Below are 25,273 nucleotides of genomic sequence, written 5' to 3' on the forward strand. Positions count from 1 at the left end.
GCAGCAAAATCCACTTCAAGCCATTAACTTAGAGTCGGACGAGGCCTCAACTTTGCATCTCAAATATCTCAATCTAACGTAATCACAACATCAATCGCATTAGACTTATCAATTGAATGACTTTCGTCGCGAAAATGTAAATGAAAAGGCGCACCATTGTTCACGGCAAGATGCTTTTCAACTCGTGAAAAGAAAGCGCACAGTTCCAATAACTCTTCTTTAGAACCTTGTAGATATGCCGTTTTACCTTCCATGGCTGGTGGTCCCTCTTCGTCAGAAAAAGAATTGCTTACATATAGATTCATAAGAGTTCCTTAGATTGGGTTGTTAGATTTTTGCTTAAGGCGAAGACCATAGCGTTTTATGAATTACCTTCCCACTGGCGTCGATGTCGACCGACCATGCGGTGAGATCCAGCATAAGCCTATTTTCATACCACCATCGCGTAGCGCATGGCGCTTCGCACCCTTTGCCATAGCGAGGAACACCAACGCCAGCCGATGTCCTTATTGCTGGGTGCCCCATCTTATCAACCAAAATTTCCTCAGAGTCGCCAAGCTCCACGGCTACAAAACCTGAACTCAATCGTGAGTTTATATAGAAGCATGTTGCAAGGTATATCAATGGAACCGTAAAGAATGCGGCTGTAAATGCGCGTCGATAATTTGGCATGGATGAAGGTTCTGTACATGTTGTGTTTGCATGCGTACGATTACGCTGCGCTCCAATCGTACCTACATGGGCTTGGTCTTATTTCTTACGAGTCGCCTGAGTTGGGCAATATCGAAAGCTGCTTCTCTAGCTGGGCGAGACAAAGTTGAAGCGGTAATTTGAAAGTTCAAATCAACGTTTTCGTCACCGGATGGTGTGTAGTAGAGAATCCACTGCGTCTTGAAAGTACGCGGATCGATTTTTTTACGCTGCGGACCATAAGGAATCCCCTTCCGACCTTTTACGCTACGCGCACAGGTACTATATGAGAGAACTTCGAAAAACTCTCCCACTTTCTTTGTTCCTTTAAAGACTTCATCGATCCTGAATTTCACTTTTTCTGCATCCAGTTTATAGTCAGGGAGGCTCTTTGTGGCGTACTTCACATCCTTCACTGAAATGATCGTCGCTAAGACAACGAATTTCGCCGCTTTAAAGTCTGAATACACCCTACGTTGAGTATCTTCCAAAGCTTCGGCTGGAAGCGGTTGGCATGCGAGTGCAATGTGTGGAAATTGGCAAATAATCGCTAGAAAGAAGGTTCGAATAAGACTTTTCATTTAGGCAAAGACCGGCGATAATTTTTAGCGAACTTAGCACGTAGGTACGATTGGAGCGCAGCGTAATCGTACGAATCGCAATCACCTGCTCGCCCTTTTCTTAGACAACCACATCATTTCAACCCACGATTTACGCCACTTACCACCAGCAACAAATGTGCGTCGATAAGTTGGGAGGGGTTAAGGTTTTGTACGTGTTGTGTTTCCATGCGTACGATTACGCTGCGCTCCAATCGCATATACGTTGGCTCATCAAAACGTTGACCGCAATTTTTGCATTTGTTTCGAGCAATCGCGCCATGAATCTTCAGTGGGCCTATGGCTCCTTGGTAGCTAACAGCCATTCCGCAATTAGGGCACTTCACCGACATGACGATCCGCGAACCAATAAAAACCCAAGCAATGAGTAATACTACGAATATCGTGTGCTCCGTCACAGCCCATAAGGCAATAATGCTCCACCCAGCCAAAAGAACCAGAAGTAACATCCTATAAAATTTCTTTTTGGCAGTCATATTTTTCAATCGAACAATCGATGTCAAGTAGGCGAATTCGTCTCAAAGCTATTGTATCAACGATCAAAGTCCAATCGTACCTACGCGGCTAAAAACCCATTTATACATTAAGTGAAACGTATATTTTTCCAAGCCCCCGCAATCCTACCAAATATGCGAAACAAAAACACAAAAAAATGCCCGAGCAAGTCGGGCTATTGGTTGTTCTCAATTCTAAATTTTTTCGCGATTCCTAAGGGTACAGAGATTGATCGCGCGTGGGGCTTAAACGCCACTGGATTCCCGCCTTCGCGGGAATGACATCAACTATAAAAATAGATCACCGACCGTGATGGTGGGGATCACTCGCATATCGTCCACAGTGCCCCTTCCCGGATATGAAGATCTGCACCGATACAAAGAAATGAACCCACCGCCGTCACTCAAACTCATTCAAGCCAAGCTTACTCAGGCATTAAATTCCTCAGTCATCACCTTACTACCAATCTTCACGTTTTTCAGTTGTAAGCCTTTGACGTTGTAGAGATACATGGCTTGAGCTTGATTGACAGGGTCGCCGAAGTCGCAGTTTTCAATCACGACATTGCGCACTGGGAGAACGGGTGGCATTGGTTGTGGACCATTGTAATCAGAGGCGACGGGGCCGAGGATGACGATGGCTTGGTAGCAGGAATTTTGTCCAGTCTTAGATCTGACATTGCCGACGGTCACGTTGGAGATATAAACGTCGCGCACTTCTGGTGGGCGAATACGCACATTGTCGGCGACTGGTGCGTAATCGCAATCGAAGGTGACCACGGCGCCTGCGGCTGACGCCACCGTGCGTGAAGCGATGGGTGAGCCTGGTAGTGAGGCGTAGAATGAGGGGCTGGTTTGTACGCCATTTGGAATGTGGACATTGCGCACATAGAAATGACGCAAGTAACCGCCACGGTTCAAATTCGTTTTCAGACGAATCGCGGTGTTCAGTGGATTGGTGGCCCAGTGTCGATTTTCGAACAACAGATTTTGTGCGTACACATGTTCGATGCCGCCGGCCATCTCGCTACCTAAAGTGACGGCGCCATGGCCGCTTTGCATGGTGCAATTTTGAATCACGATATTGCGTGAAGGACCGTATTGCGTATCACGATTCTTGCCTGCTTTGATGGCGATGCAATCGTCGCCTGTATCAAAGGTGCAGGCATCGACTAGAACGTTGTCACAGGCTTCTGGATCAAAGCCGTCACTATTGGGTCCATGGCTTTTCGCAAGCACTTTTCTAATTACGACATCGCGGCAATTGACAGGATGGTGCTGCCAGAATGGGGTATTAGTGACTTGATAGCCTTGCAGGAAAACACGGTCACAGCCTATCAGTTGTATCATCGGTGGGCGCAGATAGTGGCCGCGTCCAAACACACGTTTGGCCAAGGGCACACGGGCTTCGGATAAAGCCGGCAAATAGGCGCCATCAGCGCGCCAACGATCGCCCTCACCTTGTATCAAAGCAGCTTCGTCATTGGCGATATTCACTACTTCCGACAAGGCCTTCGCGTTCAGAGGATTGACCGTATTCTCCGACATCTTGCCTGCTTTGTAGTTGGGCGTGCCATCTTGGCCGACAGAGTTAATCGTTTTCTGTTTGCCTTTCCAGGTCCACCAACAATCCCCCGCTTCATTGAACGGTACCCCGCCTTGGCCATCCAAAATACTGGTCCAATCTTCGCCGGTCAAAGCCACGTTGATTTGCCCAAACGCATACACCATCGGTGAGTAATTCAAACAGTCATTACTTTGCCAGCGTGAGATCACCAAACGACCATTGCCGCCGCAATCGACGCTACCATATTTGGCGTAATCCTCTGGCTGATGACTGAAGTAGACATGCGCACCCGCTTGCAAATGCACATGTACATTCGAAAGTAAGACGATGGGACCGGCACAGTACCAGTCGCCGCGTGGGATTAGGACACGTCCGCCACCGGCTTTGGCACAGGCTTGAATCGCCGCTGCAAATGCCGCATAACAATCATGACTACCGACGATGGGACTACTCAGCATGGCTTGTTCTTCATGCGAGATCCAAGCTTTGACAGGCACAACTTCACACGTCTTTGCGCCGAACTCGGTCACCAAAAAATCATGCTCAGGAAAACGCGGCGTCTGATTGAGTCTATCGATAATGGCTTGCGCCCGATTCCACGGATCTTGAGCGCTGTCCGTTTTGGTCTGCATGGCGAACGAAGGTAAGGCCATGGCCGCACCTGCTGCCGTCATGCCCAAAGCACCACTCTTCAGAAAACGACGGCGAGCATTTGCTGGGAGCGCTTGCTTTGCGCCTGTCTTTTGAGTAGAACGTTCTTCACCGTTGAATTTCGTCTTAGTTGATAAGCTTGAAGGCATGATTTCTTCCATCTGGGTTTTGTTCAATTCTGTGAAACTTTACAGCTGTTCGTTGTTGAATTCAGCGAGAAAGATCGCGGCATTCGGCGTGATATCGAGAGGCAAGCGATATTCAAACTGTCGTTCGACATCAAAACCTGCTTGGCGTAAATTGTCTAAGAAATCGCTGACTGCAAACTGAGCTGGGCGATACGCCAAACTGCCTTTGCGATTCCAGTCCGCCCACGGATGTTGTTTTTGGATGTGCGGCCCGATCTGCGAATTCATCACGACCACTTTACCGACCGTTTCTAAAACCGGGCGTGTAATGCTTCCTAGCGGAGCTTGATACGCGTCGGTACTCCCTAACTCGCAACGATAGCCAGGCACATTATTGGGGATGCTAATGGTCGCATAAGGCGTGCATTTTTGCGTATGGAACCATTGTCGCGCGAGGTAGAATTTTCCGGCGAGCGCATTGGAGCTTCCATCATTAGTGAAGCGACATTGGTTAAAAACAAAACCATAGGCGCTACGCAAATTCGTATTGGGCGCAACGACGTATGAAGTCGAACGGTCGCCCAAAGATTTAATTTCGCAGCGATAGAAATAAGCGGTCGTATCACCAAAAATGAAATCCACATTTCCTTCCACATAGGATTGATGGAAGAAACTACGCACGCTTTGGCCTAACTTACTCGAACGCAAATACAAGGTATCTTGAAAGCCATGCAGACGAATATTTTCAAACTGCACTTTGTCAGCACCCTCCACCATTAAGGCCACCGCCTGGTGATGCACCACGACCACCGGCGCTGTACCCGCTGTCGCTCCACAACTACTGTTGGGGCATTCGGCATTTTGATCATTCGGTTCTTTGTTCGGTTCTTTGTTATAAGCGTTCTCTAGCGTGATGTTTTTGATTTGAAAACCAGCGCCGCGTATCCAAGCAACCGCACTTCCATTGGTGCCGATCACCTGACGGCCTTTAATGCTGTCGTACATCTCTACAATACTTGCATCGAGTCCCGTAAATTGAGCACCAAAACGTTCGCTATACACACGCCCCAGTAGTGCGGCATGCAAATTCGCCACGATCTTGGTCTTGCTTGCATCACTCACCGTTGAATACAAGGTGATCGGTACTGCTGTCGCTGGCACATATAGAAGCTCGCGATATTCCGCTGGCGCTACCTCGATATATAAACGTTGCTTCGCGCCGCCTTTGGCGAGCATGGCACGTCCATCGATAAGCGCTTGCTGGATCGCTGCTTGTATCGTATGAAATTGCGTTTTACCATCGGCCACAGCCTGTCGATTGACACGGTAATCCGGCTGAAAGCGATTCTGCGTGACTAGCGGATCCTGCAGTGGAAACCACGGATCTTTTCTTTCCTTGCCAGCCTCACCTACCCATTGTAAGACTTCGTCCATCTCGTACATGCGCGCTTGCGCTGCGCTCAATTGAGGACGGAAGTTGAACGCTTCTCGCACTGGGAAAGGGGCAAAACGCTGCTGGCATTGCGCTGCCGCTGTTGATGCGATGACGCTGTCCGCGCTCAGTGCCGCAATCAAACGCGCTTGCTCATCACTAGGATTTTGGCTATTCCAGCTTTGCTGGCCTACGCGCGCTTCGAGATGTTCTATGGTCCACTTAGAATTCGCCGCGACACTGACGTGATCTAGATTCAAATGCAAAGGCAGCTTGGCATCAAACCCACGCAATATGATATTGCCAGGAGTGAGGCTGTGCACGTTTTGCATGGTGACCGAGCGATAGTCGGGCAAGGCATTACCGCTGGCTTTAGGGTTATAGCGTGTATCAATATCGAGTGGACGTTTGATATCACGCAGGCAAACGTCTTCGTAACGAATATTTTCTACTACACCACCTCGCGACACATCGCTTTTAATTCGCAAACCCGACGTCGTACCTTGCATACTTAAATCGCGCACCAAGACATTGCGCACGCCACCCACCGTTTCACTACCGATCGACATCCCATGGCCGCTATAGAATTGGTTATGCAAGACCGATACATTTTCTACTGCACCATTGCTACCGCCTTTGATGGCGATATTGTCGTCACCTGTACGAATAGCGCTATGGGCAATCGTGATATTGCGCGACGAAATAGGATCAATACCATCGGTATTGCGGGCATCACTCGGCGTATCAATGACGACCGACCATGCCGTAAAGCCATCAACACGATTGAGGGTGACGTGGAAGTTAGGCGAATTGTGCAAGCGCACTTGATACAGTGTGATCTCGCGTGAACGATTCACTTCGATCAAGCGCGGCACATTGTGCTCATTGTTTTCACGCTGCGCCCGTCTGGCCATTTGCCACCAGCTTTCCGTCTTGCCTTTGACCAGTCGCCCACCTTGTCCATCAATTGCGCCGGGGCCGTAGATACCGCTATTTTGCGCGTCCTCGATACGAATGAAGGTCTGACATTGGCGCCCTCTTTCAGAATTCACGCCGCACAATCCAGCCCCCGCAGTTTTATCGTACAAGCTCGGATCACGGCTGGCGTATAGCGTTACATCGCGATCAATTCGCAAAGACACACCGCTAGGAATACGCAAAGGGCCAGAAACAAAACTATCGCGTTCATTGTTGGCCGCCAATTGCACCGCTTGTCCTTGCGGACATTGGTCCAGCGCCATTTGAATCTTCGCCGTTTCCACCTTAACTTCCTCAGTGGCTGTCGCTTCCGCAGTCGAGTAAGTGGCGGTCAGCACAGTACAGACGCGTGGCAGCCGAGGTTCTGTGACCTGTCGACTATCTTGCGCCCAACTAGCGGGCACAATTAAAACAATTGTCGAAAGCACCGCAGCAAGATTCACTGCAATAAAGCCGGATTTTGAGAGTCTCATCATCGATGTGAAATAGGTTTGATCTGTCGTTGCGGATTGGGATGGCGTCATCTTCTAGACTCTATGGTTGCTTCAAGAGATAGGCATCCCATGATGGTTCGGCCTGTATCAACTCACGTAAGACCATCGTTGAAAAGAGACGTGCACCTTTCACACCGACATGGGTGCGATCAAATGCAGACTTTGGCGTACCTTGTGGTTCCACCGTCGCGGCTGTGTTCGCATTGGTATTAACATTTACTGGTGTCGTCGTTGATGCAACTAACACGACATTGGGCGGTGCCACTGCGAGGGTATCTGCTTCAACTTGCCCCATTGCCTGCACCGCTGCATAGCTCTCTGCATTCAAAGGCAGCAATAAGACATTTTTATCTTGAGCGATATGCTCAACCACCTGTGCCCACGGAAGCAAATTGTTTTCTAAAACTTGGTCTCGGAAAGTCCTTCGCGTGAGTGGCGTAACGAGCACCGGAATGCCACCCCAAGCACGTACTTCATCGACATAACGCGCCATATTGACGGGAAATTCGGTTTTTAAATCAGTCGAACGACCAGGCTTTCCTGGTTGATCGTTATGACCAAATTGAATCAACACCCAAGTCTTTACCTTCTTGTCGTTCAATAGGTGCTGTACTTGCTGCCATAGTCCTTCGGCTCGAAAACTGCCTGAGCTACGTCCGCCACGCGCCAGATTAATACAATCAACCGCAGGCTTCAGCTGTGAACACAAAGCGTCACCATAGCCACTTTTACTCGCCATGGTGGAGTCGCCGACTAAGATCAGACGTCGTGGTTCTTGGGATTTGAATAAGCCTGCGTCATTACTTGGCGGAGCAAGATTTGCATGATTCGTATGATTCGCGCAGGCTGACAAGATCAACAGCGCGCTAGCGACCAACATGCCTCGCGCAAATTGAGTACGGTGAAACTTCTGGAACATGATGTGATTCCTGTGGTGTTCGCTTGTACAAATTGTTTCTACTTCTAAAAATATCGAATGCGTTGATTGCGTTGATTGAACGATCCACTTTGGCCTTGATGTTTCAAGGTCCTGCACTGATTCGAATTTCCCTTATCGGTCACCAATACCCCTGTCGCTCCCGCGCAGGCGGGAGCCCAGAGGCTTTTGTTGTTTGCTAACTCGGACGACATGCACAAAAAACTCAAACCATACTCAAAGCTAAAGACACTGGGTTCCTGCCTGCGCAGGAACGACAGATCGATCAGTACTCGGTCGTTTCACCAGCATGGAGTTCAATCAAATGTCGCGACTTTGAATCGCTAAGCCGACATCTCTTGGTTATAAGTCTTTTCGCCGATCTTCACATTCTTCAACTTCAAGCCTTTGACGTTGTAAAGGAAAATTGGTTGTGCAACGTTGACCGGATTCCCTAAATCACAATCGCTGATGGTGACGTTTGTGACAGGCGTAATGGTCGGTGTTCCTTTGCCGTTGTAGTCTGATACCACGGGTCCCAAAATCACCAAAGCTTGGTAACATGAATACTGGCCACCTTGAATCGCCACGTTCGACACCTTGACGTTCGAGATATGAATATCACTCACGACGGGAGGACGATTACGCACATTGTCGTTATTGGGATCGTAGCCACAGTCAATGGTAATGACACCACCTGCTGAAGTCGCCACCGATTTATTCGGAATCACAGAACCTGGAATCGTGCTGTAAAACGCTGGAGTAGTACGAATCCCATTAGGCACTGTGACATTGCGAATATGGAGATTGCGCAAGAAGCCACCACGACTCATATTGGTCTTGAAACGAATCGCAATATTGAGTGGATCGGTTTGCCAATGGCTGTTTTCAAACACCAAGTTTTGAGCGAACACGTTTTGAATCCCACCGGACATGATGCTACCGAAAGTCATCGCGCCATGGCCACTGTGCATCTTGCAGTTCTGAATCACAATGTTTTGTGATGGTCCGTATTGAATGTCAGGCCCTTTACCAGAATCGACCGCAATACAATCGTCACCGGTATCAAAAGTGCAGTCTTCGATCACTACATAATCACACGATTCAGGATCAAAGCCATCGCTATTCGGTCCCAAACTGTTGGCGTAGATATGTTTCACATGCATGTTCTTGCAGTGCACAGGATTGTGTTGCCAGAACGGTGTATTGGTACTTTGATAGTTCGCAAACAGCACATTGGTGCAGCTAATGAATTGCACCATATGAGGACGCAAGTAGTGACCATGACCAAAGATACGTTTTTCAACTGGCACACCGGCTTCGGCCAAGGCACGCAGATAGGCAGAATCTCGACGCCAACGATCGCCCTTACCTTGTATCATCGCACGTTCTTCGGCACCTAAATGCGGCGCAATCGCTTCTAGCGAAATAGGATTGTTAGGATTGACGGATTCTTCCGTGCGGCCTTGCAGATGTGGTATCCAGTCGCCTTTTGTGCCAGGTGCAATATCGCCAGCGGAACTTGGCTTTTGACGACCTTTCCACGACCACCAACATTCGCCTTGATCATTCCAATCAACACCCGCTTGTCCATCAAGAATACTGGTCCAATCTTCGCCAGTTAAAGCGATATTGTTTTGACCGTAAGCGTAGACCAATGAAGAAAAGTTTAAGCAATCATTGCCTTCCCAACGTGTGATCGACAGTTTGCCATTCGCGCCACAATCAAAAGCACCGTACTTAGCGTAATCGTCGGGATTATTGCTGAAATAAACATGGGCACCGGCTTGCAAATGTACATTCACATTCGACAGTAAAACGATAGGCCCAGCACAATACCAATTCCCCTTCGGAATCAGCACACGTCCACCGCCGGCTTTGTGGCAGGTTTGAATGGCTGCAGCAATTGCAGGATAACAATCATGCGAGCCCTTCACGGGCGTTTGCATAGAGGCTTTCTCTACGAAAGAAACCCACGCAGTGATTTCAGTGGTGTCACACGTCTTGGCACCAAAATTCGTAATTGGGAAATCTTTTTTGGGAAACTTGACAGGATGACGAGCGCGTTTGACGATGGCATCGGCTTGCTGCCACGGATCACTGCTCTTAGCAAATGCGTGAGCCTGCCAAGGCTGCATGGAAGCGAAACCAGCACCAGCGATCGCTGCGCTTTGCAAAAAGCGTCGACGTGCAATGGTAGGCACAGCTTGAACATGAGCTTGAGGAGATACAGGAAATTTTGAAGAATTCATACGAAAATCAGCAGTGGTGAGGCATACGGAAAAAAAGCCCCGCTCAGATCAAATGATGTTGTCTAAGCGGGGCTGAACGATCAATAGAACGTGTAGGTAATGCGAGTGTTAAACGCGCGACCAATTGGACTAGCGGCGCTACTCAAATATCCGTTGTAGCCATTGTGATTTGTGACCGGTGGATTCACATCAAACAAATTCGTGATACCCGCCACAATCGTAAAGTTTTTGAAGCCACGATATGTCGTGGTCAAGTTAAACACTTGGTAAGGCTTGATATCGCGGAAGTACTGCGCTGCCACCAAGTTTTGGTCGTGATAACCGGTATTGTAGTTTTGCGTAATTTGCGCCGTCCAATCACCTTTAGTCCAATTCATGGCCAGCGTGTGCTTCCAACGGAAAGTGATGATAGGCAAACTACTAGTCGTACCGTTGCTCGCCAAACCGAAACGACCAATATTCGAAGCCCACTCACCACCTTTTTCTAACTGATTATCAAACTGGGTCAAATACGTGCCGTTCAAACTGAGTTTAAACGTGCCCCAATCTTGCGTCGGTAAGGAGTAATAGGCTGCCAAATCCAGACCAGCAGCTTTCTGACCACCCAAGTTCATCGTCACGTTTTTGATGTACAAGAGTTTGCCGGTCGCATCACGCACAAACAGATCGGCGTATTTCGTTGGATTCAAGAAGTAAGCTTGCTCCGGCAAGTTGGCCAACATCTTATCCATCGTGATGCGCCAGTAATCAACACTGACCGTCAAGTTTTTCATTGGCTCGACCACCATACCCAAGGTACCACCGACGGATGTCTCAGGGACTAACTCTGCATTACTACCTGTTTGCTTCGGCAATTTCACGTTACATACGGTGGCAGAAACCAATCCAGGCAAGGCTTTACCAGTACCCGCCACAGCTGGCGTCGCACTTGGGCATTGCAATGGATCATCCCATGCTGCGCCCGTCGTCGTAGTCGCGCCTGGCAGGCGATATCCATAACGATCGAATAGAGTTGGTGCACGGAAGCCTGTATTGGCGGAACCGCGGAACATGATCTTTTGGTTTGGTTGATAACGGAAACTTGCTTTTGGATTGATGGTGTTACCAAAATCGCTGAAATGGTCATCACGTACAGCGACGTTGGTCGTCAATTCTTTAGTGATAGGAATTTCCAGTTCCGCATACAAAGCCGCCACATTACGCGCACCTTGGCCATGTGATGGTGTTGAGCCAGCATAGGTCGCTAACAAACCTACATCCGTTTTGGTATCTTCGGTCGTGTCACGATGGAAATCAAAACCGACCGCCATACCCAAATCGCCCGCTGGCAATTTCATCACTGCCTTGTTCAGAGTCAATTCAACGCCAGTATAAGTACTTTGAGATACGCGCAATTTTTGACCGTTCAAGCCGATACTGTCGAGATACGCCTTACCTGTTGCATCTTGCAAGCCGAACGGATTCAACGTGCCGTTCGTGATACCCGCCAACAATTTAGGACCGTCAACGGCGCCTGAGTTAAGGTAACTGACACGATCACTGATACCAACGACCAAACCTGCCTTATAGTCCCAACCCCACAGCACGCCTTCATCCGTCAAATTCCAGCGTTGATTAATTTGTTCGTCTTTCGTGATGTAAGGACCCAGATCCGCCACACTCCATGTCACCAGTAACGGTGCGCCATTCGTTCCCGCAACCGCTGGTACACCACCACTACCGCCCGGATACCATTTGCTCGTGTTCGGCAACAAAGCGGTAACGCCGTTGGCCGCCAAGCTGGTGGTCGGAATTTTGGTGCCAAAAATGTGTTCTTCACCACGGTTGTATTCCAAGGAGATTGTATGATCATCGCTAATGCGTTTGGTTGCCTTGGTAAAGAAGGTCACTTGATCATTGGCATACAAAGCGGTGTTGTAAGTCAAATTATTGATGACGCATGTATTCTTGCCACCTTGAATCGAATACGGCGCAACGCAACCCGTCGCATAGTAAGGATTCGCCGCTTGGAAAGCCTTATTACTTGGAATGGTAAAGTTGGCTGGCATCGCAAAACCACCGCTTGCTAAAGACGGTGCGCGGCCAATACTCGTCAACAATTCTGGAGAGCTCAACTCATAGCGATCAGAACCCAGTAAGCGGCTGCGACGATGACCATCGGCGGTTGCGTACACATTCCACCCATCTTTTTGCAAGTCACCAGCACCGATAATAAAACTGACACGCTGCTCGTCGGCGCCGCCTTTACGTTCTGGCTCAACCGCTTGCACCGTGACTGAAGCGCCGTTGTATTCACGTTTGGTGATGAAGTTCACCACACCACCAATCGCATCCGAACCGTAAATCGAGGACGCACCGTCATTCAAGACCTCGACGCGTGCAATCGCGCTCATAGGAATCACGTCAAGATTAGCGTAACCGTCGGCAATCGCTTCATTCGCCAAACGACGGCCATTCAACAAGACCAAGGTGCGGTTCACGCCGAGGCCGCGCAAGTTGATGTTGGTACCTGAACCTGCGTTGGATGGCGCTAAGGAATTGGACTGCGGCAAGGCCATCATCAAATCAGCCAAGGTGGTCATGCCACGCTTTTCTAATTCTTCACCGGTTACTGAAGTGATCGGCAAAGATGCCTCGCTTGCCAGACGCTTGATGGATGAACCGGTCACTTCGACCCGCAAAGCATCTTGTGCATGTGCTTGCGATTGACCGATCAAATTCATGACGGCCACAGTGATGGCGGAAAGGGTCAGCTGTTGCAAGCCTGGCTTTTTAATAGATTTCATTCTTGTCTCCTACTAATTTTTAGTGAACGCTCACGTGGGGATGAGCAAAAAGTCTAGTAAGAGCACCTCGCGTACTCCATGCCGTATCGACGAGGATGCGAACCATGCGCATCGAGGTCTAGCCGGTCAAAATAGGTCACTTTTAATTAACAAAATCAACCTACACTTACTTCACATCTCAAAACACTATTGCTGCAAATTTCAAATTCCTAAATTCCTAAATTCTTAGAGCGCACCTTAGCCACGTGAGAAAGTGCGTGTCACTCTTTCCAAATGGGCGCGCATTGCTTTGCGAGCCGCCGCTGGATCATGCGCGGCAATCGCTTCCAAAATATTGCGATGATCGGTCAAGGTTAATTGACGCAATTCCTCCGTTTGAAAATGCTCTTTCAAGCGATGCCACAAACGACCACGCTGATTCCACAAATATTCAATAGTGCCAACCAAGGCACTGTTACCGGTTGCACGTGCAATCGACAAATGAAATTCACGATCAGCATGCTCATTGCTCGAATAATCGGCATGATGCTTTTCCATTTCTAGAACCGCCTTCAAAATCGCATCGATCGCACTATCCGTCGCAACCCGTGCCGCAATCGCCGCCACTTCTGATTCAATCAGACGACGTGCCGATAAAACTTCAAACGGGCCCGGCCCAACTTCAGGCACATCAGGCTCTTCCGCAGCCTCACAAATGTAGACACCAGAACCGCCACGCACTTCCACCACACCGCCCAATTCCAGCGCCAAAATCGCCTCACGCAAAGAAGCGCGACTCACCTCCAACTTGGCGGCCAAGTCGCGTTCAGAAGGAAGACGCTCACCTGGGCGAATCCCCTCCTCACTAATTAAGCGTTGAATTTTATCGGCCACCACGCGATAGAGGCGCGGCTCATGAGCGGCACCACCATTGGCGGCATTCGATGCATTCGATGTGCTTACTTTTTTAATCATGTCAGTTTTAATTTCTTGCAAATGTTGATCTCAGATTCAGTGGCTCACCAGAAATTTCAGCAAACTCCAGCAAAACCACCAAGCTACTAAGCTCACATGATGCCATGTTGCATTTGGTCAGGCCATTCTAATGTGGTTAGACCAATTTTGCAATCTGGACTAGCCAAATATTTTTTTTAGTGGCATACTCGCCACAACAAATCAAGAAAAAGAGCTGGCGAATCGTGCACAAGGGCAGCCAAATCGAAAGTCAATATCTGCCTAGAATGCACCATTTCTCAGAGGTAAAATGCCGACACGGTAGCTTAGTCGAGACATGAAATACCCGCCGAGCCGGAAGCCGATCAAGAATAAAACGTGGTGCACAGTGTCTTTTGCGTGGTCAGACCAATTGATATTTTGGTCAACAACTCAGCGCAGAACTGTTGTAAGCAAACAGCACAAGTGCAATCCAGACAAATGAACTAACAGGGATTAGAGAAAAAATGGCAACCGAGACGCTTTCTCCTTTGTATATCCGCATGCATGAACACGACAACGTCGCGATCGTCGTGAACGACGGTGGACTCCCCGCCGGCAGCGTGTTCCCTTGCGGCCTCAAACTTACAGAATATGTGCCACAAGGCCACAAAGTCGCACTGGAGACGATTCCGCAAGGTGGTGCGATTCGCCGCTACCAAGTCACCATTGGTTATGCGAACGAAACGATTGAAGCGGGTCGTTGGATTCAAGAAGCCTTAGTCCAGCTGCCATCCGCAAGAACCCTCGACAATTTACCCATCTCTACTCAAGCCGCGCCCGACACTTCTCCATTAGAGGGCTATACCTTCCAAGGCTATCGCAATGCCGACGGCAGCGTGGGCACGCGCAATATTCTCGCCATCACCACTACGGTGCAATGCGTCGCCGGTGTGGTCGATTTCGCCGTGCAACGCATTAAGCGCGAATTACTGCCGCACTACCCCAATGTCGACGATGTGATTGGCTTAGAACATAGCTATGGCTGCGGTGTCGCCATCGACGCACCGGATGCCAGCATTCCGATTCGCACCATCCGCAACATCAGTCGTAATCCCAATTTTGGTGGACAAGCGATGGTGGTCAGCCTTGGCTGCGAAAAGCTGCAGCCGAGTCGTTTGTTTCCGGCGAAGAGTATCGCCATCCAACCAGCAAGCACCGTAGCGAACAATGCCGCTCACACACCAGGCGAGATCGAACCAGCCGTGGTATGCCTGCAAGATGCGCATCACATTGGCTTCAATAGCATGATCGAATCGATTATGGAAACCGCCAAACAACGCCTGGAAATTCTCAATCAAAGACAACGTGAGACCTGCCCGGCTTCTGACTTGGTGATTGGCGTGCAATGTGGCGGCAGTGATGCCTTCTCTGGCGTGACCGCCAATCCGGCAGTCGGCTTTGCCACCGATTTATTGATACGCGCTGGCGCTAGTGTGATGTTCTCAGAAGTGACGGAGGTGCGCGATGGAATCGATCAACTGACTTCTCGTGCGGCTACTCCAGAAATTGCGCAAGCCATGATTCGCGAGATGGATTGGTACGACAATTATCTCAAACGCGGCGGGGTCGACCGCAGCGCGAATACCACGCCTGGCAACAAAAAAGGTGGTTTATCCAACATCGTCGAAAAAGCCATGGGCTCCATCGTCAAATCAGGCTCAAGCGCGATTACCGGCGTGCTGTCCCCAGGTGAGAAACTGACCAGCAAAGGCTTGATCTACGCGGCGACACCCGCCAGCGATTTTATCTGCGGCACATTGCAACTGGCGGCAGGCATGAATATGCATGTGTTCACCACAGGCCGTGGTACGCCATATGGCCTCGCGGCGGTACCGGTGATCAAAGTCGCCACCCGCACAGAATTAGCGCGACGCTGGCACGATCTCATGGATATCAATGCTGGAAAAATTGCCAGCGGTGAGAGCTCTATCAGCGATGTTGGATGGGAGTTATTCCATCTCATGCTCGACGTGGCGAGTGGTAAGAAGACATGGGCGGAACATTGGAAACTACACAACGCCCTTGTCTTGTTTAATCCTGCGCCGATCACCTAAAAACGAATTGCCTCCAGATACCCGAAATTGAATATCGAGATGGAGTGAAGCAGGCTTCCTCCGCTAGAAAACTAACATGAATGAGTGATCCCATGAGTACAGCAAAACCTTTTAAACGCATCCTTCTGACCGGCGCCGCAGGTGGTCTGGGTAAGGTCTTACGTGAGCGTATCAAGCCATGGGCTGACGTGATCCGGCTCTCTGATATCAGTCCGATTGGCGAAGCGCAAGACGGCGAAGAAATTGTGCAATGTGACTTAGCCGATAAAACCGCCGTTCACGCGCTGATGAAAGACGTCGATCTGGTCTTACACTTCGGTGGCATCTCCACCGAAAACAATTTTGAAGCCATCATGGCCGCCAATATTCAGGGCACCTACAACATCTATGAAGCAGTGCACCTCGCTGGTGTGAAGCGCGTGATCTTTGCTAGTTCGAATCATGTAGTCGGTTATTACAAAACCACCGACTACATCAATGCTGAAATGCCGATGCGTCCTGATGGCATGTATGGCGTCAGCAAATGTTTCGGCGAGAGCCTGTCACGCTACTACTACGATCGCTTTGGCATTGAAACCGTCTGCATTCGGATTGGCTCTTCTTTCCCAGAGCCGATCAATAAACGCATGATGGTGACCTATTTTAGCTACAACGACTTGGTTGAACTATTGCGCTGTGCCGCTTTCACACCACGTGTCGGACACACGATTAGCTTCGGCGTATCAAATAATCCGGCTTCGTGGTGGGACAATCGCTACGCCTCACACTTGGGATTTCAAGCCAAAGATAGCTCGGCAGCCTTCGCGCACAAGTTCCCAGACAGCGGCGATTATCCCGCCGCCGATGACATCACCACGATTTACCAAGGTGGAGCTTTCTTATTGACGGGACCTCAATACAAATCTTAAAGATTCGCCGCCATCCCCATACTTAAGTTCAGCACAAACCGTATTACTCCTATAATTCGTCCCCAAGACGAAGCCAAAACCAAAACCAAAGCCTCTAGAGGCTGGCCGCACCCCACACTCCCGCGCGCCAGCCTATCTTTTTCTCCCTTCAAGCCATCCACCTCGCGCCAAACGTATCTCAGCACTGCCGCTCCCTACTATTTCCTACCGTTGGCGATCTCAAACAACCATTCGTCGCATGATGACCGACTAGTCGCCACGAATCAGTAAGCTTTATACTTAGCAAACTCACGATGGTTTGGCACCGATCCACATCAATGCAAAAAACAATATGAAACTTAACGAACTCATGCGCGACCAGAAAAGCAAGAAACTGATGCGCAGCCTACTGGCGCTCACCATCTTTAACTCCGTCATCGCGCTATTTATCAGCCTGATCTTCCATACCAAGCAGCCATTCTCGATGGTGTGGGTGTTCTCCATGCTCATCGGCTTTAGCATCAATGCGGTGATTTCGCTCTCCAGTTTTCTGATCTGGCGTCATCAAGAACCGAATCGCGTTGCATTCATCTTGATCTGTATTGGCGCGGCACCGGTTGGGTACTATATTGGCACCTCGATTGGCCTATTTCTCTACAATTTCGATGTGCCCGCCTTCGCCAACATGATGCAAAGCGGCAATCGATCGGCGGTCATCGTCAGCGCCTTTGTCAGCGTGTTCGGCGGCGTCTTTTTTTGGAATCAAAGCCAACTAGCTGAATTAAAACTACAACGCGAACAGGAAAAAGCACGCACCGCAGCGATCGAAAAACAAGCGATGCAGGCGCAACTACAATTACTGCAGGCGCAGATCGAACCACACATGCTGTTCAACACGCTCGCCAATCTGCAAGGCCTAATTGCGATTGATACTGAACGTGCGCAACACATGCTCGAGCAATTGATACGCTATCTCCGTGCTAGTTTGAATTCTGCTCGAACACAAAAAACCACGCTTAAGCATGAATTTGAATTGCTGACCGCCTATCTCGAGCTTTTAGCCATTCGTATGGGCAAACGCATGCGTTACGATGTGCAATTGCCTACCGAACTCGAAGCCCAGCAAATCGCGCCCATGCTGCTACAGCCGTTAGTTGAAAACGCCATCAAACATGGCTTGGAACCCAAGGTCGACGGTGGCACCATCAGTGTTCGAGCGAGTCTCGAACAACAAGAACTTGTCATCCACATTGCCGATACTGGACTCGGCTTGGGACCTGATTATAACGAACAGCATGTCGCCCAAGATCATCAAAGCCATGTTGGTAATGCCAATATCCGAGAGCGCCTACAAGCCTTGTACGGAGCGAATGCTAGCCTAACTTTGCGCGCCAACCAGCCCTGCGGCGTGGTGGCGGAAATTCGGATTCCCATGGCGATGTCCGACCACGCTACGGCACCATAAGTCGGAACAGGTTTAGTTCATACCCAACTCAAATAAACAAACAACAAACAAACACTATGACGAACAAAGCCCCACGCGCGCTCATCGCCGAAGACGAAGAAATTCTTGCCCTAACGCTCAAGAAAACGCTGGAAAAACTCTGGCCTGAACTTGACTTGATCGGCATCGCCGAAAACGGCATTGAAGCCGTCAACCAAGCCTTGAAGGAATTCCCAGACATCATTTTCCTCGACATCAAAATGCCTGGAAAAACCGGCCTCGAAGTGGCTGAAGAACTTGCTGATGAATGGCCTGCCGACAAAGCCTTTCCGCACATTGTGTTCGTCACCGCCTATGACGAATACGCCATCGAAGCCTTCGAGCATCAAGCGGTCGATTACGTATTGAAACCGATCAGCGATGTACGTATCAGCAAGACCGTACAGCGCTTACAAAACAAATTCCAAGCAGCCGACGAAAGGCCAGACGAATTGCAAACCCTGATCGCACAGTTAAGCAAATTAAGCCCTGCGCTTGGTTCTGGTTTAAGCCAAATCGCGTCTGAAAAGGTAGAACGTCTGCATATGATACGAGCCGCCGTCGGCTCACAAATTCGCATGATTCCTGTGGAAGATGTGCTGTATTTTGAGGCGACCGACAAATACATCAATGTCGTCACGGCCGAGCAAAGTGTGTTGATACGCATGAGTTTGCGTGAGCTCTTGCCGCAATTGGATGCCAGCATTTTCTGGCAAGTCCATCGTAGCCATATAGTGAATACCCGCCATCTTGAATACGCGAACCGTGATGAGTCCGGCAAGCTCTTCCTGCAACTCAAGGGTTGCAAACAAAAGGTCCAAGTCAGCCGTGTGTATGCGCATCTCTTCAAGCAGATGTAGTGCCTTAAGTCTATCGACTTTAGAGAGCCACAAAGAAATGGGCTGACTTCAATGAGTCAGCCCATTTTTTTAAGCAAAGATTGAAATCTAAGACTGGAATTAGAACCGGACTAGAACTGATACAAATAATTCAGCTTGATAAACGCACGACGTCCGGTGCGCAATTGCAAATCTTCGGTGCGCACCAAGTAGCCAGGATTGCCAATCTGCGCCAAGTTCTCTTGACGATTGCCGTAGCCAGCAATCACACTGGTGCCCGGGCTCAAAGTGTAATTGATTTGAAAATCAGTATTCAATTGCTTACCCGAAGTCAAACTGCTGAGCGTGGGATTGGCCGACAAGACATGGTAATCTGCAATCAAACGCAAACCCAAGAAGCGCGTCATTTGGTAACTCAATTTCGTCCTCAGCATGGTATTGCGAAAGACATTTGCAGAACTTCCCACGAGTCCATCTTGGCGCAAATCGTTCCACAATAATTTCTCTTCGATGCGCCATTGTGGATGCGGTTTAAAACTCAGTAACAAGTCCATGCTACGTGCCCGCCCGACTCCTGCAGCCACACCTGAAGCTGGCGTGTAATTGATCGCATCTCCCACACCAAATTCAGCAATGACACGCAACCAATCCAGCCACTCCGTACCCGTTGAAATAAACCAACCTCGTTTATCGAAGGATTTCCCTTCATACTTCTCGAAGCTATTGCGCGAAAAAACTTCGAACCAGCTATTGTGACTACCTTCCAGCAAAATCCCTGCATCAAGCACCCAATCTTGCAAAGTATTTTGTTGGTTTCTAGTCCAATCCGAATTCACAACGATGCCATACCGCTGCAAAGCATCGCCGTCTTCGATATGCTGAATCAACTTCATTTCTTGGTGCAGCTGCTTGTAATCGGTACGCGGCAAGAAAGCGAGCGTATTCGCGAAACCATTGGAAATATCGACATACTTCGCAAGGTATTCGAGATGCTTACCCGAATGCTTCGCCTCTAGAAAATTCAAATGCGCATCGGTTTGCTTTACATCGGTTTGCTTCACATCTGTTTTATCAAGATTGGATTGCTCCTGCTTCTGGCTACGCGCCGACTGTGCTTGGAAAATCCAGTTGTCGTCATATTGATAGCGCGTGTCGAAACCAAACACAGTTTCACGATCGAGGCTGTCGCGCCTGTCCGTCAGCAAGGCACCGATACTCCAGTCGGAACGTAGATCGGTTTGCGCACGCGCCACGGCGATCTTGGCCTTGCCACTCGCGGTATCACTATTCAGATCGTCATCTATCAAGAGACTGCCATACGACCAAGTATCGGCGCGCCCCGTTATCCGTACACCGGCGGTAGGTTGCGCAATCCGCCGCGAAAAGAATAAAGGATTCGGGGTTTGAAAGAAACTCGCATTCTCCAAGAAAAACGGACGCTTTTCTGGGAACAACACCTCATAACGCTTACCAACGACAATTTGCGGATCATCCGAATCAACGTCTGAAAAATCAGGCTTGAGTGTAATGTCGAGCGCGGCCGCATCGCCGAGCACCCATTTGGCATCTAGCCCTCCTTGTACTTTGTTTTCTCGTTGCCATAGTGGGTTCTGCAAATTTTCTGCGTCGAGCACTTTGGAGTTACGCGCCAACACAAAGGGATTGAGCTGGGCATTCCGGCCTACGTTCAGTTTTTCGGGTATTTGCACTTCCGAAAACTGCGGAACCAAGCCGGCGACACGTTTAGTCAGAGTAGGCCAGAATGCCTCTTCACCCAAACGGCTAATCACGCGTCCAACGCTCACGCCCCAAGTCTGAACATCGGCGCTCTTGTAGCGCAGACTTTTAAACGGAATAGCGATACGAACCACGTAGCCATCTTCTGTGAGCTGACCTTCTGACTCCCACTGAGTATCAAAATTCACATCGAGATCGAAACCTTCAGTACGCTTAGCATCGAGCTGCACGCCATACGGATTCACAAAAAAAGTAAAAGCATGGCGCTTATCGCGAAAGGTATCGAGTTCCAAAATGACGATGTCATCGCCATCGATATCCTCACGTTTTCCTATATGTGCACGGACCAAAGCGGGATCATCTTTCGCCACAAATACCGCATAGAAATACGCATCGTCATATGACAAATAAGCGGCAGTTGGCTTCGATATAGGATTGCCGTCACCGGGAACACGTTGCTTAAAGTCTGTGATCTTCACACCATGCTGAGCCGGTTCGCCTTTGATATAGTCTTGTAATTGCGGTGCTTTCATCGCACGCGAAATGACGACCGATGCAATCGATTTCGTATCCGATGAATCTGTCGCTTTTTCTGGTGTGGTGTTTTGGGATGAAATCTGTGCTCCAGCAATTTCCGCACAGCTACAGCATATGGAAAAGATCAAACTTGCCAGCAAGCGTGGTGATTGGACAAATTCGATTAATTTTTTAAGCATCGTGATGACAATTTCAGATTATTACGGACTAAGTGTTGATAGATACTTTGAGCTTCCGACGAGCGCGAAGTTCAAAAAGGTGCGATGATTTACAAAAATAAGCGTTACGGCTAAGACAATTACAAGCAAAACACGCGATTCATTCTTCGAACAAAATCCCGAGGCAACATGAGCATTCACTGGCAAACACTCGCTTTTAGCGAACTTACAACATCACAATTATACGCAATCCTACAAGCACGCTCCGAAGTCTTCGTCGTCGAACAGAACTGTCCTTACCTTGATGCCGATGGAGCGGATCTCAACTGCCATCATCTCAGTGCGTGGAACGATGAATCGCAACTGGCGGCCTACCTGCGCGTTGTGCCCCCAGGATTGAAGTATCCAGAAGCCTCGCTGGGACGCGTCATCACGACACAACATGGCCGTGGACAAGGGCTCGGCAAGCAGTTACTCGTTCGCGGAATTGCTGAATGCCAGCGACTGCATCCACAACAAGCAATTCGCATCGGCGCTCAACATTATCTTGAAAAATTTTATCAGTCCTTTGGCTTTGTCACGGTGTCTGACATCTATCTCGAAGACGATATCCCTCACGTCGAAATGCTACTTTCTGCCTCAACAAGGTCTCAATCCTAAACGCAAAATTAAAGGCAAAATTAGAGTCAAAAAAAGGGCGACGCGGTGAGACGTCGCCCAAAAATTGTCGCAAAGTTAGAGGAAACGACAATTCAATAAAACCTGTCCTCCCGCAGTGATCAAAGCTTTCAATGTCTTGACTTCAATGCGCCACTGACAAACTTCTCATGCACTACAAATCAATGACGCCACAATAAATTATTCTGCAAGGCATCCGGCAAATATCCACGCAAACGTGGTGCGAAACGATGCTCATTATGTGACCACCACATCGCCAACATCAAATAGGCAAAGACACAGGTGATCAAGGCTCCAACGATCGCGAAACTACCTTGAAACAACTGCCATACACCGTGCATCATCGCAAAGGCAATACCAAGCGCTCCGGCAACCGCAAAACTACGGCGTTGCAAGGCTGCCGACAATAACAACAACAAACCGTTGATACTGAAATACACCGCTTGGCCGAGATAAGACACCGCAAAGCTTGGGCCTTGATCAGCAACAAAATACAGCGCCAAACTACCGCTGAAACTGAGTAAGCCAAAGCTATACAGCCAGAATGCGTAATCACGTTTACGAGTAATTTGCATATCGACGATAAAGCCCAACACCAGTACCGCAAAACCAAAGATCAGAGCGATCGCTTTGCGCAGGTTCCACGCAACTGGGCTCAAGGAATCCAAATCCATACCAAGCAAAAGGTTCGGCAACAGATCCCATGCCATCAAAAACAAACTCAACAAAACAGGAATCACCAAATAACTGCGCTTGAAGAACCACAACACCAACAAAGCGCTGACAACCGTGACCGCCTCAATCACAAACCAACGACGATCAAATACGTGGTAAAGATCGTGCAGTTGCGGGGTATGCCCCGCTGGCCAATAGCCCATCATGTTCTGCACTGAAAACACCAACATCGGCACCATCATGATGAAGATCGTGGCAAAGAAATTAGTTGGCACGCGGTGGTCATGTCCATGGAACCACAGCGCACAGAGCAAACTGGCCAAGCAATACATAAGGCTCAATTCGAATAAGACTGTCATGCCCCATTTTTCGAGCGCTAAGGTACTAAACATGGTGCAGATCGCCACGACCAATAGGCCGGCGCAATAGGTCAGCATGGTGCTACCATTCCAACGTGCCTCACGTTGACGACGTTCGCGTTGTTCCATGAATTCGACCAAAGGTTTGACTTGACCGTAATACAACAAACCTAAATCGGCGGCCTCCATCAAGGCCTGACGTCTTTTTTGAGATTTCACTTTTTTGCCTCTAACTTTTGATTCAATTTGACCTAAACACGGTGCGGGTCACGGGGAGTGCCTGCATTTTTTATTGGTGCAGCGATGTGTTTTGAATTGATAGGGCGTATTAGAAACGATCTGACCCAATTTGCAGAGTGCTATCTAATAAGTACTACTTTTCGATACGTTTTTAAGCGTTTTGCACGCCTTTTTTTCAAAGCTTTGTGGCAACAAACCACAAGAACCTTTCCAAAACGCTTTGACTAGGTGACTTGCTGCGATGCAAATTAAAAACTTTTGCAGACTTCAGCTCCGCATGCCGTTTTCGCAGCACCGGCGGCCGCGATTGTAATGAGGCTACGCAAGAGGCGCAGTAGGTTTGGGACGAAGACCCTGCCATAGGTGATCAAGTCGGCTTGCTTGGCAGTAAAAGCGAAAGCCGCGCTGCTATACTGCCAGCATGACGATCCCCCCCACATCCCTTGCCGAACGCCCAAATGCAGGTACAAATGCAACCGCGCCGTGGTCGCGTCGGTTGTGGTTCGCGTTCTTGCAAATTCTGGGTTGGGGTATTTTCGCCGCCGTCGGCGCCCTCACCTCGTTAAATGATGATCTCCGCACGGGCTTTAATCCTGACTATTGGCCGATCTTTATCGCGTGGGTTGACCGTGCAATCGCAATGGGCGTCATCAGCATCGTCATCTGGCATGGCTTTCAACGCTGGCCACAAGTTTATGCATCAGGCAAAAATCTCATCGTCGGCTTCGCTGCCCTCATGCTTGCTTTATTACCTTTGCAGCTCCTGTTTGTTTTTAAGGACTTTCTGCAAAACGACCAATTCCTGATGACGTGGGAAGGCGTCGGCCAGCAACTCAAACTGATTAACTACATCGCCAGTTTGCTGCAAATTACCTCGGTCGCGGCGATTTACTTAGCCGTCGCCGCGATCAAACTGTGGCAGCAAAACCAAGAACGCCGTCGACGCTGGGAACGCGAACGGGCCGATATGCTCGCCATAAAGCTCGAACTCGAACAACAGAGAATGCTCGCCTTGCGGGCGCAACTCGAACCGCATTTTATGTTCAACGCCTTAAATGCCATTAGCGCTCTCGTCATGCAAGACAATAAAGACACGGCGCTCAACGGCATCAATGATCTCAGCGAACTTCTACGCTATGCCCTCACCGCCTCAGAAAAAAACTGGGTGAAGTTAGCGGATGAAATGCAATTCGTTGAAGATTACCTACAGCTGCAGCGTCTACGTTATGGTGATCGTCTTCACTTCATTTGCGAAGGTTTTGAGCCTGAAATTGCGCAAATAAACTGCCCTCCTCTATTGCTGCAACCGCTCGTTGAAAACGCCATTCGTCATGATCTCGACAGTCACCAAGACGCCAGTGATATTCGTCTGCAGTTCACTTTACAAGAGCATCACTTACACATCGCCTTAAGCAATCCGGTGCAACATGAGGGAGAAAGTCCGAACCCTGGCGCGGGGCTTGGTTTGCGAAACACCCGCGATCGTTTGGCGATGTCTTACGGCCCTACAGCAACCCTGACGACCCACATATTCGAACAACGCTTTTACGTCAACATTGAAATTCCCTTGTTGGAGTTGGAGTTAGATTTTAAATCGGCGAGGGAGCATGATGCTTAATCACCATCTCACAATGTTGGCTCCA

General features: G+C 49.2%; 16 protein-coding genes and 1 pseudogene. 6 read left to right on the forward strand and 11 right to left on the reverse strand.

Translation table 11 applies throughout. The features are described from left to right. Window positions 1-68: 68 nt before the first annotated feature. The 9 genes and pseudogenes from RF679_RS13285 to RF679_RS13320 all read right to left on the reverse strand — a co-directional run bounded on the left by RF679_RS13285 (window position 69) and on the right by RF679_RS13320 (window position 13,962). On the reverse strand, window positions 69-305 hold the full coding sequence (locus tag RF679_RS13285; protein ID WP_309481114.1) for a hypothetical protein: 237 nt from the start codon (window positions 303-305) through the stop codon (window positions 69-71). A 429-nt stretch (window positions 306-734) separates the two neighbouring features. Next, entirely contained in the window at window positions 735-1,271 is a 537-nt protein-coding gene (locus tag RF679_RS13290; RefSeq protein WP_309481115.1) for a hypothetical protein, read from the reverse strand. A 962-nt stretch (window positions 1,272-2,233) separates the two neighbouring features. Beyond that, window positions 2,234-4,171 (reverse strand): glycoside hydrolase family 28 protein, encoded by a 1,938-nt coding sequence (locus RF679_RS13295; protein ID WP_373921686.1) that lies wholly within the window; start codon window positions 4,169-4,171, stop codon window positions 2,234-2,236. 39 nt (window positions 4,172-4,210) lie between these two features. Beyond that, window positions 4,211-5,593 carry a pectinesterase family protein gene (locus tag RF679_RS18955; RefSeq protein WP_445013787.1) on the reverse strand — a complete coding sequence of 461 codons (1,383 nt, stop codon included), beginning with the start codon at window positions 5,591-5,593 and terminating at the stop codon, window positions 4,211-4,213. A gap of 198 nt (window positions 5,594-5,791) precedes the next feature. Further along, window positions 5,792-7,036, reverse strand: a pseudogene (locus RF679_RS18960) (glycoside hydrolase family 28 protein); the annotation flags it as partial. Window positions 7,037-7,094: 58 nt separating this feature from the next. Then, on the reverse strand, window positions 7,095-7,973 hold the full coding sequence (locus tag RF679_RS13305; RefSeq protein WP_309481117.1) for a rhamnogalacturonan acetylesterase: 879 nt from the start codon (window positions 7,971-7,973) through the stop codon (window positions 7,095-7,097). Window positions 7,974-8,314: 341 nt separating this feature from the next. Further along, window positions 8,315-10,222 carry a glycoside hydrolase family 28 protein gene (locus tag RF679_RS13310; protein ID WP_309481118.1) on the reverse strand — a complete coding sequence of 636 codons (1,908 nt, stop codon included), beginning with the start codon at window positions 10,220-10,222 and terminating at the stop codon, window positions 8,315-8,317. 80 nt (window positions 10,223-10,302) lie between these two features. Further along, on the reverse strand, window positions 10,303-13,008 hold the full coding sequence (locus RF679_RS13315; protein ID WP_309481119.1) for a TonB-dependent receptor plug domain-containing protein: 2,706 nt from the start codon (window positions 13,006-13,008) through the stop codon (window positions 10,303-10,305). 237 nt (window positions 13,009-13,245) lie between these two features. Then, window positions 13,246-13,962 carry a FadR/GntR family transcriptional regulator gene (locus RF679_RS13320; protein ID WP_309481120.1) on the reverse strand — a complete coding sequence of 239 codons (717 nt, stop codon included), beginning with the start codon at window positions 13,960-13,962 and terminating at the stop codon, window positions 13,246-13,248. A gap of 485 nt (window positions 13,963-14,447) precedes the next feature. Between RF679_RS13320 and garD the strand changes: the two genes are divergently transcribed. From garD to RF679_RS13340, 4 genes are all read left to right on the forward strand, one after another. Continuing rightward, window positions 14,448-16,037 carry a galactarate dehydratase gene (gene garD, locus RF679_RS13325; protein ID WP_309481121.1) on the forward strand — a complete coding sequence of 530 codons (1,590 nt, stop codon included), beginning with the start codon at window positions 14,448-14,450 and terminating at the stop codon, window positions 16,035-16,037. Between the two features lie 92 nt (window positions 16,038-16,129). Beyond that, window positions 16,130-16,945, forward strand: coding sequence for an NAD-dependent epimerase/dehydratase family protein (locus RF679_RS13330; protein WP_309481122.1), 816 nt, complete (start codon window positions 16,130-16,132; stop codon window positions 16,943-16,945). A 331-nt stretch (window positions 16,946-17,276) separates the two neighbouring features. After that, window positions 17,277-18,389 carry a sensor histidine kinase gene (locus RF679_RS13335; RefSeq protein ID WP_309481123.1) on the forward strand — a complete coding sequence of 371 codons (1,113 nt, stop codon included), beginning with the start codon at window positions 17,277-17,279 and terminating at the stop codon, window positions 18,387-18,389. A 56-nt stretch (window positions 18,390-18,445) separates the two neighbouring features. Next, a complete protein-coding gene (locus tag RF679_RS13340; protein WP_309481124.1) occupies window positions 18,446-19,267 on the forward strand; it encodes a LytR/AlgR family response regulator transcription factor in 822 nt (273 codons plus the stop codon). A gap of 110 nt (window positions 19,268-19,377) precedes the next feature. On the opposite strand, the gene RF679_RS13345 is transcribed toward RF679_RS13340, so the two are convergent. Further along, window positions 19,378-21,699: a carbohydrate binding family 9 domain-containing protein gene (locus RF679_RS13345; RefSeq protein ID WP_309481125.1), complete on the reverse strand. Its 2,322-nt coding sequence runs from the start codon at window positions 21,697-21,699 to the stop codon at window positions 19,378-19,380. Window positions 21,700-21,867: 168 nt separating this feature from the next. On the opposite strand from RF679_RS13345, the gene RF679_RS13350 reads away from it, so the two are divergent. Continuing rightward, window positions 21,868-22,338 carry a GNAT family N-acetyltransferase gene (locus RF679_RS13350; protein WP_309481126.1) on the forward strand — a complete coding sequence of 157 codons (471 nt, stop codon included), beginning with the start codon at window positions 21,868-21,870 and terminating at the stop codon, window positions 22,336-22,338. Window positions 22,339-22,517: 179 nt separating this feature from the next. Here the strand turns inward: RF679_RS13350 and RF679_RS13355 are convergent, their stop codons facing one another. Further along, a complete protein-coding gene (locus RF679_RS13355) occupies window positions 22,518-23,609 on the reverse strand; it encodes a hypothetical protein (protein ID WP_309481127.1) in 1,092 nt (363 codons plus the stop codon). Window positions 23,610-24,051: 442 nt separating this feature from the next. Between RF679_RS13355 and RF679_RS13360 the strand changes: the two genes are divergently transcribed. Then, window positions 24,052-25,248 (forward strand): sensor histidine kinase, encoded by a 1,197-nt coding sequence (locus RF679_RS13360; protein ID WP_309481128.1) that lies wholly within the window; start codon window positions 24,052-24,054, stop codon window positions 25,246-25,248. The last annotated feature ends 25 nt before the right edge of the window (window positions 25,249-25,273 follow it).

The sequence above is a fragment of the Undibacterium cyanobacteriorum genome, assembly GCF_031326225.1.
Lineage (GTDB): Bacteria > Pseudomonadota > Gammaproteobacteria > Burkholderiales > Burkholderiaceae_D > Undibacterium > Undibacterium cyanobacteriorum.